Annotated in this window: 12 protein-coding genes and 1 tRNA gene; 9 read left to right on the plus strand and 4 right to left on the minus strand. The window is 70.0% G+C overall.

Translation table 11 applies throughout. The features are described 5' to 3' along the window. The first annotated feature begins 173 nt into the window (after positions 1-173). The gene (locus tag FJR00_RS09515; RefSeq protein ID WP_141338500.1) at positions 174-950 is read left to right on the plus strand and encodes a methylenetetrahydrofolate reductase; all 777 of its coding nucleotides are present in this window, start codon (positions 174-176) and stop codon (positions 948-950) included. 6 nt (positions 951-956) lie between these two features. Here FJR00_RS09515 and FJR00_RS09520 read toward each other — a convergent pair whose 3' ends face one another. Continuing rightward, positions 957-3,620 carry a DEAD/DEAH box helicase gene (locus FJR00_RS09520; RefSeq protein ID WP_141338501.1) on the minus strand — a complete coding sequence of 888 codons (2,664 nt, stop codon included), beginning with the start codon at positions 3,618-3,620 and terminating at the stop codon, positions 957-959. 23 nt (positions 3,621-3,643) lie between these two features. On the opposite strand from FJR00_RS09520, the gene FJR00_RS09525 reads away from it, so the two are divergent. Both FJR00_RS09525 and FJR00_RS09530 read left to right on the plus strand, forming a co-directional pair. After that, a complete protein-coding gene (locus FJR00_RS09525; protein WP_238330412.1) occupies positions 3,644-4,048 on the plus strand; it encodes an aromatic ring-opening dioxygenase LigA in 405 nt (134 codons plus the stop codon). Positions 4,049-4,160: 112 nt separating this feature from the next. Further along, entirely contained in the window at positions 4,161-4,562 is a 402-nt protein-coding gene (locus FJR00_RS09530) for a hypothetical protein (protein ID WP_075957138.1), read from the plus strand. A 16-nt stretch (positions 4,563-4,578) separates the two neighbouring features. Here FJR00_RS09530 and FJR00_RS09535 read toward each other — a convergent pair whose 3' ends face one another. Both FJR00_RS09535 and FJR00_RS09540 read right to left on the minus strand, forming a co-directional pair. Beyond that, a complete protein-coding gene (locus tag FJR00_RS09535) occupies positions 4,579-5,118 on the minus strand; it encodes a cysteine hydrolase family protein (protein ID WP_141338502.1) in 540 nt (179 codons plus the stop codon). After that, entirely contained in the window at positions 5,115-6,617 is a 1,503-nt protein-coding gene (locus FJR00_RS09540) for a purine-cytosine permease family protein (RefSeq protein ID WP_141338503.1), read from the minus strand. The genes FJR00_RS09535 and FJR00_RS09540 overlap by 4 nt, the downstream gene beginning before the upstream one ends. A gap of 79 nt (positions 6,618-6,696) precedes the next feature. Here FJR00_RS09540 and trhA point away from each other — a divergent pair, with 79 nt between their 5' ends. Then, entirely contained in the window at positions 6,697-7,374 is a 678-nt protein-coding gene (trhA, locus tag FJR00_RS09545) for a PAQR family membrane homeostasis protein TrhA (RefSeq protein WP_141338504.1), read from the plus strand. 47 nt (positions 7,375-7,421) lie between these two features. Beyond that, positions 7,422-7,494 (plus strand) — tRNA-Lys (locus FJR00_RS09550). Between the two features lie 15 nt (positions 7,495-7,509). On the opposite strand, the gene FJR00_RS09555 is transcribed toward FJR00_RS09550, so the two are convergent. Next, entirely contained in the window at positions 7,510-8,220 is a 711-nt protein-coding gene (locus FJR00_RS09555) for an aspartate/glutamate racemase family protein (RefSeq protein ID WP_141338505.1), read from the minus strand. Positions 8,221-8,621: 401 nt separating this feature from the next. Here FJR00_RS09555 and vapB point away from each other — a divergent pair, with 401 nt between their 5' ends. The 4 genes from vapB to FJR00_RS09580 all read left to right on the plus strand — a co-directional run bounded on the left by vapB (position 8,622) and on the right by FJR00_RS09580 (position 11,424). Then, entirely contained in the window at positions 8,622-8,843 is a 222-nt protein-coding gene (gene vapB, locus FJR00_RS09560; protein ID WP_141338506.1) for a type II toxin-antitoxin system VapB family antitoxin, read from the plus strand. Continuing rightward, entirely contained in the window at positions 8,840-9,244 is a 405-nt protein-coding gene (locus FJR00_RS09565) for a PIN domain nuclease (RefSeq protein ID WP_141338507.1), read from the plus strand. The genes vapB and FJR00_RS09565 overlap by 4 nt, the downstream gene beginning before the upstream one ends. 644 nt (positions 9,245-9,888) lie before the next feature. Continuing rightward, positions 9,889-10,509, plus strand: coding sequence for an HIT family protein (locus FJR00_RS09575; protein WP_141338509.1), 621 nt, complete (start codon positions 9,889-9,891; stop codon positions 10,507-10,509). A 213-nt stretch (positions 10,510-10,722) separates the two neighbouring features. Beyond that, entirely contained in the window at positions 10,723-11,424 is a 702-nt protein-coding gene (locus FJR00_RS09580; protein ID WP_202876631.1) for an HAD family hydrolase, read from the plus strand. Positions 11,425-11,739: the final 315 nt, after the last annotated feature.

Genomic DNA, 11,739 nt, shown 5'->3' on the forward strand with positions numbered 1-11,739 from the left:
TCGCGGTGGCGGGCCCCGTCCCCCACCGCACCTGCACGCCACGCCCCCGCCGGTCCGCCGGCGGGGGCGTCGTCGTCCGCAGGTCGCCCGGCGGCCAGGGTGCGCAGCCGCAGGACCGCCGGGTCGGACCGCGATTTCCCGACCCGCGCGGACGGTTGGGAGACTGACCGTTGATGACCGCCACCCAGTCCCGCATCTCCGTCGAGCTCGTCCCCCGCAGCGAGGAGTCCATCCGCACGGAGATGGCCGCCGTCGCCGAGCACCTGCCCTGGGCGGACACCGTCAACGTGCCGGACCTGGTCAAGTTCGACCTGCGCAGCTGGGAGGCGACCGCCCTGGCCCGGGAGTGCGCCCGCCGGGCCGACGGCACGGCATACCGCGCGATCCCGCACCTGCGGGCGGCGGACGTCGACCCCGAGGCCCCGCTGCGGATGGCCCGCTCGCTGGCCGACCAGGGCGCCGAGGAGGTCCTGGTCGTCTCCGGCGACGACGCCGACTACTTCACCCACCACACCTACCCGGTCGACGCGGTCGACGTCATCCGGCGCATCCGGGCCGAGCTGCCGCACCTGACGGTCTACGCCGGGCTGGACCCCTACCGTCAGGGGATCGCCCAGGAGATGCGCTACCTGGAGCGCAAGCTGTCGGCCGGCGCCGCGGGGGTCTTCACCCAGCCGTTCTTCGACGTCGGGCTCATGGGCGCCTGGGCACGGATCCTGCCGCAGGACCTGCCGGTGTGGTGGGGCGCGACCACGGTGACCAGCAACGGGGCGATCGGCTACTGGCGGCGACGCAACCTCGTGGCCTTCCCGACCGACTTCGAGCCCACCCTGCAGTGGCAGCGCACCTTCGCCCGCCGGGCGATCGACTTCGCCCACGAGCGCGGTCATCACGTCTACTTCATGCCGGTGCGCACCAGCGTCACCGACTACCTGGCCGGGGTGGTCTAGGGGTCCTCAGCCGCCCAGGCGCCGCATCGCCGTCGCCAGCAGCACCGGCTCGCCGACCAGGTCGGAGGCGTCCAGGTCGCACTCTGCCTCGATCACCCAGTCCTTGTCGCCCTCGGGGTCGAGGACCGTCTGGACCACCCGCCAGACCCGACCGGGCCGGCCGTCGGTGATCGCCGCGTGCTCCCCGGCCAACGGCTCGACGAGCAGCATCTGCGGCCCGCGGGCGTCGGCGTCGAGCACGACCGAGCCGTGCTCGTCGTAGTAGGCCTCCAGGGCCTCGTCCCAGTCGGAGCGGCCCATCAGCGGCTCCAGGGGCGGCTCCGGCAGCGCGGCGACCTGGACCTCCAGGTCCCCCAGGGCCTCCCAGGCGTCGTCGGCCACGAGCTCGACCCGCCGCCACAGGGCGTTGCGGACCATGACCCGGAACGCCCGCTCGTTGCTGGTGATCGGCCGGCTGGGCGGGGTCGGGTCGCCGGAGGCGGCCCGGGCGGCGGCGGCCGCCACCGACTCGGGGTCGGTGAGCGCCTCCCACTCCTCCAGGAGGGAGGAGTCGGTCTGTCGGATGGTCTCCCCCAGCCAGTGGACGACGTCGTCCAGCTCGGGGGTGTATGCCGTCTCCGGCACCGTCTGGCGCAGCGTGCGGTAGGCGTCGGTGAGGTAGCGCAGCAGGACGCCCTCGCTGCGGGAGAGCTGGTAGAAGCCGACGAACTCGGTGAAGCTCATCGCCCGCTCCCACATGTCGCGCACGACGGCCTTGGGCGAGAGGGCGTCCTCGCGCACCCACGGCTGGGTCTGCCGGTAGATGGCCAGGGTCCCCTCGAGCAGCTCGGCGAGCGGGCGGGGCCAGGTGACCTCCTCCAGCTCGGCGATCCGCTCGTCGTAGTCGAGCCCGTCGGCCTTCATCCGCGCGACCGCCTCGCCACGAGCCTTGTAGCGCTGGGCCACCAGGACCGGCATCGGGTCGTCCAGCACCGACTCCACCACCGAGAGCACGTCGAGGGCGTAGGTCGGGGACTCCTTGTCGAAGACCTCGAGGGAGGCGAGCGCGAACGGGGCGAGCGGCTGGTTGAGCGCGAAGTTCTCCTGCACCCCGGGGGCCAGGTCGACGGTCCGCCCGTCCGGTCCGGGCTCGTCCCGGCGCACGAGCACCCCGCTGTCGAGCATGGAGCGGCCCAGCACGACGGCCTTGCGAGCCAGGCGGGCCTGCGCGCGCGGCTCCTCGTGGTTGTCGCGCACGAGGCGGGCGAGGTTGGTCACCGGGTCGCCGGCCCGGGCGACGGTGTTGAGGATGACCGAGTGGTCCACCTTGAGCCGGGAGCCCAGCGGTTCGGGCTGGCCGCCGACCAGCTTCTCGAACGTCTCCTCGGTCCAGGAGACCTGGCCCTCCGGCGGCTTCTTCTTCTGGATCTTGCGCTGCTTCTTCGGGTCGTCGCCGGCCTTGGCGACGGCCTTGGCGTTCTCCACGACGTGCTCGGGCGCCTGCACCACGACATACCCCGCGGTGTCGAAGCCGGCGCGGCCCGCGCGGCCGGCGATCTGGTGGAACTCCCGGGCACGCAGGATCCGGGAACGGGTGCCGTCGTACTTGGCCAGCCCGGTGAACAGCACCGTGCGGATCGGCACGTTGATGCCCACCCCCAGGGTGTCGGTGCCGCAGATGACCTTGAGCAGCCCGTCCTGCGCGAGCTGCTCGACGAGCCGGCGGTAGCGCGGGAGCATGCCCGCGTGGTGCACGCCGATGCCGTGGCGCACCAGCTTGGACAGGGTGCGCCCGAAGCCGGCGGTGAACCGGAAGGCTCCGATCGCCTGGCGTACGGCCTCCTTCTCGTCCTTGGTCAGCAGCTGGACCGACATCAGCGACTGCGCCCTCTCCAGGGCGTCCTTCTGGGTGAAGTGGACGACGTAGACGGGAGCCTTGCGCTCCTGGAGCAGCTCGGTGATCGTCTCCGGGACGGCCGTCATCGCCCAGCTGAAGTGCAGGGGCACCGGGCGCTCGACCCCGGTCACGAGCGCGGTCTCCCGGCCGGTGCGCCGGGTGAGGTCCTCGCTGATCCGGCTCATGTCGCCGAGGGTGCCGGACATGAGCAGGAACTGGGCCTGGGGCAGGGTCAGCAGGGGCACCTGCCAGGCCCAGCCGCGGTCGGGCTCGCCGTAGTAGTGGAACTCGTCCATGACGACCATGCCGATGTCGGCGCCCTCGCCCTCGCGCAGGGCGATGTTGGCCAGCACCTCGGCGGTGCAGACGACGACGGGGGCGTCGGCGTTGACGGCCGCGTCGCCGGTGAGCATGCCGACGTTCTCCGCGTCGAGGACGCGGCACAGGGCGAAGAACTTCTCGCTGACCAGCGCCTTGATCGGGGCCGTGTAGAAGGTCACCCGGTCCTCGGCCAGCGCCTGCAGCGCGGCGGCGGTGGCCACGAGCGACTTGCCGCTGCCGGTGGGGGTGGACAGCACGACGTTGGCCCCGCCGAGCAGGTGCAGGACCGCCTCCTCCTGGTGCGGGTAGAGAGGGGTGCCCTGCTCCTGCGCCCAGGTCTCGAAGACCGCGTAGGTCGTGTCCGGGTCCGGCCGGCCGGACGGCAGGCGGTCCACGAGGGTGGTGGTGGGCGGGACGGGGGTCGTCCCAGGGGTCGGCGGCACCGAGGTCGAAGGTGCGGGGTCGGCAGTCATCCCTGCCATTGTCGGTCACCGGTGTGCCCGGGGCACACCCCATCATCATCGCCGGCGGGGCGACCTACGTCATGGTCAGCCAGGAGCTGAGCCGGGCCAACGTCACCGTGGCCGAGGACGCCGACTTCCTCGCCGGCGAGCACGTCGACGGTCCGTTCTCCGCCTACTCCCAGGCGCAGATCATCGACAAGCACGCCCCGGACAGCACCGGCGGCAAGACCTACGCCGAGCTGGACCGGGAGGACCCGCTGCGTGACGTCGCGATGAACGCCTCCTTCCTCCGGGCCTCCCTGTTCACCTCGGTGGTCTCCTTCGGGGTCGCCGTCATGGCGATGGGCGTCGGGCTGGCGTTCATCCTCGCCGGCGTCGGCCTGCGGGCCGTGGGCGCCGTGGCGGTCCCGGCCGCGCGCACCCGCGCCGAGGTCTGAGCGAGCCCACCCGCACGAGAACGCCCCGCGGGGACGTCGATCCGTTCGACGCCCCGGCGGGGCGTCCGTGCGTCCGGAGGGACCTCCCAGCCGCCTTTGCCAGACTGGCCGGATGATCTCCCTGGACCTGGCCCGCCGACTCCTCGACGCCGGGATGGTCTGGTCGCCGATGCCGGGCGACCGGTTCGCCGTCGACCGCCCCGGCGTCGCGCACGACGTCTTCCACCTGGCCGACATGACCGTGGAGGTCCACGAGTTCGTCGGGGGCAGCGTCATCGGGTTCAACGGCGTCGCCGAGTGGGCGCTGGACTCGGTCGCGCTCGAGGAGACGGTGTGGCTGCCGCGCGAGGACCAGCTCAGGGCGGTGCTCGGGCACGACTTCGTCGGCCTCGGCCTCACCAGGGAGGGGTATGCCGTGGTCGCGCTCGTCGAGGGCGAGCCGCAGACCTTCGTGCACGAGGACGCCGAGGAGGCCTACGGCCTCGCGCTGCTGGAGGTGCTGGCGCACCGGTGACCCCGAGGCAGGCCGCTCAGCGCACGATGATCTGCGGCGCGTAGAGGGCCATCGCCGCCAGCGCCCGCTCGTGCGCCCCGTCGCTGGAGCCGGCGCACGCGTCGGCCACCACCTCGACGGTGCAGCCCGCGTCCGCCGCGGCGAGCGCGGTCGAGAGGACGCAGCAGTCGGTGGAGACACCGGCCAGCACGAGGTGGGCCAGCTGCCCGGTGATCCCCGCCAGGGTCGGGCCCCACTTGCCGAACGTGGGGGCGCTCACCACGTGCTCCACGCCCAGCTGCGCCACCTCGGGCACGAGGTCGAAGAGCGGGTCGTCGGCCGGCCGGTCGGCGAAGGCGAACTGCTCGAAGTAGGGGACCCACGAGCCCTGCTTGGTCACCGGCGGCACCCACCGGGTGACGACGGTCCGGCCGGCGTGCTCGGCGACCAGCCGGCGCAGGGGCCCGAGCGTCTCCGCGAAGCGGGGAGCGGCCCAGTCGGAGGCGGGGTCGGCGAAGATGCGCTGGGCGTCGACGACGACGAGCCAGGGCGCGTCCTGGCCGGGAGGGGTGCTCACGGGGCGACCGCCGGGTCCTCGGTGCGGGCCTGCCCGGCCTCCTGGCGGCGCACGGTGGCGCGGCGCGCTGCATACGTCACGACGAAGCCCAGCACGAGGGCGACGAGCACACCGACGTTGGCGTAGGCCCAGGTCCCCTCCCTGCCCCCCAGGCCCAGCGGGCCGAGCAGGTAGCCCTGCCAGTTGTTCCACGAGGCGGCGTCGGCGAAGAGGTTGATGACCAGTCCCCAGCCGATGACGGAGGCGACCACCATCGTGCCGACGGAGGTCCAGTCCCATGCCCCGTAGCGGCCGCCGACGTCGAAGAGCGCGCGCTCGTCGTAGCTGCGGCGGCGCAGGGCGATGTCGGCCATGAGGATGCCGGCCCACGCGGCGAGCGGGACGCCGAGGGTGATGAGGAAGCTCTGGAACGGCGCCAGGAAGCTCTCCGCGAAGAAGACCACCCAGATCGTGCCGGCAGTGAGGATGAGCCCGTCGAGGCCCGCGGCGGCGGGGCGCGGGATGTCCACGCCCAGCGAGAGCAGGGTCAGGCCCGAGGAGTAGATGCCCAGGACCGCGCCGCTGACGAGGGCCAGGACCGCGGCGAGGAGGAAGGGCACGAGGAACCAGGTCGGCAGGATCGTCGCGAGCGTGCCGATGGGGTCGTTGGCGATCCCCTCCTCCAGGTCGGGCCTCGACCCGACGAGGAGCAGGCCGTAGCCGACGAGCAGCACGACGGGGAGGGCACCGCCGAGGGTGTTCCAGAAGACGATCGCGGCGCCGGAGGCGGACCGCTTCTGGTAGCGAGACCAGTCGGCGGCGATGTTGATCCAGCCCAGGCCGAAGCCGGTCATCACCATGACGAGGGCACCGATGACCGACTCGGTCGACCCGCTCTCCCGCAGCGTCACGGTGGACAGGTCGACGAGGTGGAGGGTCATCGCGATGTAGACGATCGTGATGGCCCCGGTCACCCAGGTCAGGACCGACTGCAGCCGCATGATCGTGTGGTAGCCCGCGACGGAGGCGAGGACGATGAGGGCGGTGACGACCAGCGTGGCGATCACCTTGGTGGCGGTGCCGTCGGCCCACCCGAGCTCGCGGAAGACCGTCGCGGTGGCCAGCACCGCCATGATCGCCAGGAACGTCTCCCACCCGATCGAGACCAGCCAGGAGACCACGCCGGGCACCTTCTGCCCGTCGACGCCGAAGGCGGCCCGGGACAGGACCATCGTCGGGGCCGAGCCGCGCTTGCCGGCGATGGCGATGACGCCGCAGAGGAAGAAGGACAGCACCACGCCCACGACGGCGACGACGACCGCCTGCGCGAAGGAGATGCCGAAGCCGTAGACGAACGCCGCGTAGCTCATGCCGAACACCGACACGTTGGCGGCGAACCACGGCCAGAACAGGTCCGACGGCCTGGCCGTGCGCTCGGACTCCTCGATCACCTCGATGCCGTTGACCTCGACGAGCGCGCGCTCGGTGATCGTCAGCGTGGTGGGGGGGTTGTCGGTCATGGGAGGACACTCTGGCACAGCGCGGGGGCCGTCGGGCTCGGGGGCTGTGAGGGCTCCACGCGCTCGTTAGGATCACCCGATGGATGCCCCCCACCGCAGCCGTGACGGCAGCGTCCACGTCACCGACGAGCGGTTCAACACCCTGTCCCACCTGGTGGGTGCCTGCCTGGCCGCGCTGGGCACCGCGCTGCTCGTCGTGCAGGCCTCCGCCGGCGGCGACCCGTGGAAGATCGTGTCCTTCGCCGTCTACGGCGCCTCGCTCATCACGCTGTTCGTCAGCAGCACCCTCCACCACGGGCTCGACCGCGGACCGCGCTTCAACGAGATCCTGCGGACCCTGGACTACACGTCCGTCTTCGCCCTCATCGCCGGCACCGTGACCCCGCTCGTGCTCGTCCTGTTCCGCTCCCCGTTCGGCTGGGCGGTGCTCGGCACGGTCTGGGGCATCGCGACGCTGGGGATCGTCGTGCGCTCCGTCTGGCGCCAGCTGCCCAAGTCGGTCACCAACACCCTCTACATCGCCCTCGGCTGGATCCCCACCGTGCTGCTGGCGGAGGGGACGACCCTGCCGTTCGGCGCGCTGGCGCTGATGGCCGTGGGCGGCCTGGTCTACAGCGTGGGGTTCGTGGTCTTCGTCCTCGAGCGACCGAACCCGTGGCCAGGCGTGTTCGGCTTCCACGAGCTGTGGCACCTGCTGGTGATGATCGCGGCGTTCCTGCACTTCCTGCTGATGTACCTCTACGTGCTGCCGGCGTGAGGCCCCGTAGACTGCGAGCGGCCTGGCGGCAGCACCGTCCAGTGCCAGGGCCTCTAGCTCAATGGGCAGAGCTGCGGACTTTTAATCCGTAGGTTGTGGGTTCGAGTCCCACGGGGCCCACCGTGGTTGTCCTGTTCAGGACCCCTGGGTCGTCCCGAGCGCGGCATCCACCGCGGCCAGAGCATGGATGCGCGTCGTGGGGAAGACCGGCACCTGGGTGCCCGGGTCGTCCGGGTCGAGGAGCAGCTCGATCTCGGTGCAACCCAGGATCACCCCTTCGGCCCCCCGCTCGACCAACGCGTCGACCACCTCCAGGTAGCGGCGACGCGACTGCTCGCGGACGACACCCATACAGAGCTCGTCGTAGATCACGCGGTGCACGTCCGCCCGGTCCCCGGCCGCGGGCACCATGACGTCCAGCCCGTGCTGCGCCAGTCGACCGGTGTAGAAGTCCTGTTCCATGGTGAAGGCGGTGCCCAGCAGGCCCACGCGGCTCAGTCCGGCCTCGCGCACCGCAGCGGCGGTCGCTTCTGCGAGGTGCAGCAGCGGGATGTCCACGGCGGCCTGGACCTCGTCGGCGACCTTGTGCATCGTGTTCGTGCAGATGAGCAGCAGCTCAGCCCCGCCGGCCTCCAGCAGCGCCGCCTCCCTCGCCAGCAACTTCCCGGCCGAGGCCCAGTCGCCGGCGACCTGCATAGCCTCCACCTCGGCGAAGTCCACCGAGGCCAGGATCACCCGGGCAGAGTGCAGGCCCCCCAGACGGGCGGCGACCTCCTGGTTGATCAACCGGTAGTACTCGGCCGTCGACTCCCAGCTCATCCCACCCAGCAGACCGATCCTGCGCATGGACGCAGGGTATCGGGGTGGTAGCCAGATCGTGCGAGCAACCAACGACAACCGATTGCGGGTGGACCGTCGCCCGTCGACGGGAGCGAAGAGGGACAGGGAGTGCTCCGCGGAGCACTCTCCGAGGCAAGCGGCAGACCGCCGGGCTTCCTCGACCTGGCCCGCATGCGTGTCCCCGGCAGCTTTCGAACCTGCGACACCCGATTTAGGAGAGCGACCTTGGCCCGGATGCGACGACCACCACGTCGGGTCTTGCCTGCTCAGAGGCTTAGAACATGCGGCCAACAATGAGGAGTAGTGGGCCCATCGAGGCAGTCACGTCCCACTGACGTCCCACTGGGCGGCTTACAGGCGCGACGCGTTCGACCGCCGCTATCATGGGATATCACCGGAGGTGGACCATGCCTGACATCCTGATTCGAAACTTCCCGAACGAGGACCTCGCTCTGCTCGATGAGCAGGCCAGGCGCGTTGGGCTGTCCCGCACCGAGTACCTGCGCAGGCGACTGCATGAGCAGGCGCACCGTGACCAGGCCCCGGTGACTGCTGCCGACCTGGATGCGCTCGCCGAGCTTCTCCCCGACCTGGGCGACTCCGAGGTCATGCGCGACGCGTGGTCATGACCACCTGGCTCATCGACAAGTCGGCCCTGGTCCGCCTGGGCACCAGTCGCCGGGCGCAAGACTGGGCCACCCGGATCGAACGTGGTTTGGTCGCCATCTCGACCGTGACCCGGCTCGAGGTCGGTTACTCGGCACGGTCAGCAGGCGACTTCGTCCGCGTCCTGGACCTGCCTCCGATCGCCTCCATGCCTGTGGAGTACCTGACGCCAGCAATGGAGGACCGGGCACTCCAGGTTGCGCGCCTACTCGCGCAACGTGGGCGCCACCGCGCCCCGTCGATCCCCGACCTGCTCATCGCCGCCACCGCCGAGCTCAGCGGCCGCACCGTGCTGCATCTGGACAAGGACTTCGACCTCATCGCCGAACTGACCCAGCAACCGACCGAGCGACTCGACGACTGAGGCGCCTGCTGCTGAACCAGAGCTGACAACCGCTCCGCGGCAGAAGCGTGCGTCAGGCGGCTGCGTGATCTGGGGCCTGACGGTCCTTGCGTAGCCATCTGAATCGGTGGAGCAGCGACTGATGGATCGCAACTCCAACAGCGGTGTTCAAGGCAGCGAGGCCAGCTGCTCCGAGAAACTCAGTGGGGGACTCGATGATGTTGTCGAACCACAGAAGCAACGGCCAGCCCAAGGTCCCGACTACGAGGCAGGTCTTCCACCAGCGGCCCAGGACCAACCCGAACAACAGCATCGTGGGAATCATCGGCCCCTCCTCAGATCCTCACCGTACGCCGTGAGACCCGGTCATGGCGATGATGCTACCAGCGGCAGATGGGTTAAGCCGGCTGGTCCGAAAACCACCGTTCTCGAGCCGTCTGATCGCCTCTGAGCGTGCGGTGACAGTGGTCTCCAACCGTGGATCCAGTTCACCTTCACGGCGCTGGCTTGCAGCGCGGGGCTGAGTGGCCGACCACGTCACCTATCCGTGCAGCAGTCCTGGTCCAACCTTCAGCAGCCCCCCTGTGTCAGCCCGCAACGCCAACCGTGGAATCTTAGCTTCCTGTCAACTGAGCACGGTGGACGATGGACAGTAGGGTCAAGGAATGCCGGAAACACCTCAGGAATGGCACGCACGCGTCAGCGCGGCGGTGGCGCGCGAGGGGCATCGCGAGAGCGACCTGCAGCGATGGAGCTCCTGGCCCTGGACCGGCACCCTCACCCCCAAGTTGCTAGAGCCGCCGGTCGAGAGTGAGCCCGCCCGCCGTGGCGCAGGGAGTAAGAACTGTCTCATCTGCGACGGGTCGCGCACCCTCGACCCGGCGTACGTCGTGTGGCACGACGACGTGTTCATGCTGGGAATGCCGCACGAGCCCCGTAGCCTGCCGTTCGCGCTCTTCCTCATGCCTCGTCGGCACGCCGAGCTGGCTGACCTCACGCCCGAGGAAGCCCATCGCCAGGGTGAGCTCCTCGCCACCGTGGACGCCGCCGCTCAGCACGTGCTCCACATACCTCGCGTCCAGGCGGCGCTGTGGGGTGACGGGACCGAGCACCTGCATTGGTGGCTGTATGCCCGGCCCACCGGGATGCTGCAGCTGCGCGGCACCTTCCTGTCGCACTGGGACGACCTGCTTCCTGCCGTACCCTCAGCCCGGTTCCGTGCAGACCAGGTGCTCGTCGCCCAGGAGGTGGCTCGCCGGGGCGGTGGGGAAGCAGTGGCGGAGTAGGGGCGCTGCGAGCATGGTGTGACGCCCACGAATCAGCAGGCAGGGTGGTACAACGGCCCCGAGAACGGTCAAAACATCCGAGCGGTGCCTACGCAGGATGCCCTTGGCCTCGCCGGGCAGCTGCACCGATCGATGCGGGCACCGGGTCTGTCCGGGATCCCCGCACCGCCGACTTTCAAGCGGGGTCTTTGAGGGCCTCATAGACTCTTGCTGATGTCTCAGATTCGAGCCGTGATTCTTGACCTCGACGGCACCCTCGTTGACCACGTGGGGTCCGTGACCAAGGCGCTCGAAGGGTGGCTCCCCGAACTCGGCGCGACTCTCACCGCGGAGCTGAGGGGCGCTTGGTTCGTCGCCGAGGAGAAGCACTTCCCCGCTTGGCGTGCCCGTGAGGTTACGTTCGCGGAGCAGCGCCGCCGCCGCTTGCGCGACTTCCTGCCTCTCATCGACAGCCCGGTCGGACTCGACGCGGAACTGGATGACGTCTTCGCCGGCTACCTGAGGCATTACGAGGCTGCCTGGACATGTTTCGACGACGCCCAGGAGACGTTGGAGAGGATCTCCCGGCTGCCGATTAAGACGGCAGTCCTCACTAACGGCACAGATGAACAGCAGCACGCGAAACTCAAGAAGGTCGGCCTGGCGGGACTCGTCAGTCAGGTCTTCACGGCAGAAAGCTTGGGGGCGGCCAAGCCTGACCTATCCACGTATCGCAGTGTCTGCAAGGCCCTTAACGTCGAGGTCCATCGCGCGCTCCACGTGGGCGACGTGTACGCGCTGGACGTCACAGCTCCACGAGAGGCCGGTCTCCAGGCCGTTCACCTTGATCGTGACGACGCTGGTCCGTCTGATGAACCCACACGAATCCGGTCTCTTCGCGAGTTGCTCGAGCTCCTACGCTTCAGAGAGCAGTAGGTGGTAGGACGCGGCCATCAGCAGAGTCGGTTTGTCACGGCCTCCGCGCCTGGGCGCAGCGCGCTGAGCGGGCCACAACGTCCAGTTTCCGACGCCCGGGGGCCAAGAGCGGCCCGGCACAGTGACGACCCTTTTCGAGCCGCAGGCCTACGCCGTTCGAAACCCAGGGCCGGAATCTCAGTCGATCCCCGCACCGCCGACTTTCGAGCGGGGTTTGTGGTCCGCCATCCGCTGACTGGGGTGACGTCCACCTCGCTAGGCCCGACAGAGTCCGTCCTCGCGATCGGCGGCAGACATCCCAGGTTCTGGTTCTGT

It is taken from the genome of Ornithinimicrobium kibberense, assembly GCF_006519705.1.
In the GTDB taxonomy this organism is placed as follows: Bacteria; Actinomycetota; Actinomycetes; order Actinomycetales; family Dermatophilaceae; genus Ornithinicoccus; species Ornithinicoccus kibberensis.

Bases quoted from the DNA above. Each gene is read 5' to 3' on its own strand.
- FJR00_RS09515 (WP_141338500.1), top strand. From the start codon at position 174: ATGACCGCCACCCAGTCCCGCATCTCCGTCGAGCTCGTCCCCCGCAGC.
- FJR00_RS09575 (WP_141338509.1), top strand. From the start codon at position 9,889: ATGCCGGAAACACCTCAGGAATGGCACGCACGCGTCAGCGCGGCGGTG.
- FJR00_RS09520 (WP_141338501.1), bottom strand. From the start codon at position 3,620: ATGACTGCCGACCCCGCACCTTCGACCTCGGTGCCGCCGACCCCTGGG.
- FJR00_RS09565 (WP_141338507.1), top strand. From the start codon at position 8,840: ATGACCACCTGGCTCATCGACAAGTCGGCCCTGGTCCGCCTGGGCACC.
- vapB (WP_141338506.1), top strand. From the start codon at position 8,622: ATGCCTGACATCCTGATTCGAAACTTCCCGAACGAGGACCTCGCTCTG.
- FJR00_RS09580 (WP_202876631.1), top strand. From the start codon at position 10,723: ATGTCTCAGATTCGAGCCGTGATTCTTGACCTCGACGGCACCCTCGTT.
- FJR00_RS09540 (WP_141338503.1), bottom strand. From the start codon at position 6,617: ATGACCGACAACCCCCCCACCACGCTGACGATCACCGAGCGCGCGCTC.
- trhA (WP_141338504.1), top strand. From the start codon at position 6,697: ATGGATGCCCCCCACCGCAGCCGTGACGGCAGCGTCCACGTCACCGAC.
- FJR00_RS09530 (WP_075957138.1), top strand. From the start codon at position 4,161: ATGATCTCCCTGGACCTGGCCCGCCGACTCCTCGACGCCGGGATGGTC.
- FJR00_RS09555 (WP_141338505.1), bottom strand. From the start codon at position 8,220: ATGCGCAGGATCGGTCTGCTGGGTGGGATGAGCTGGGAGTCGACGGCC.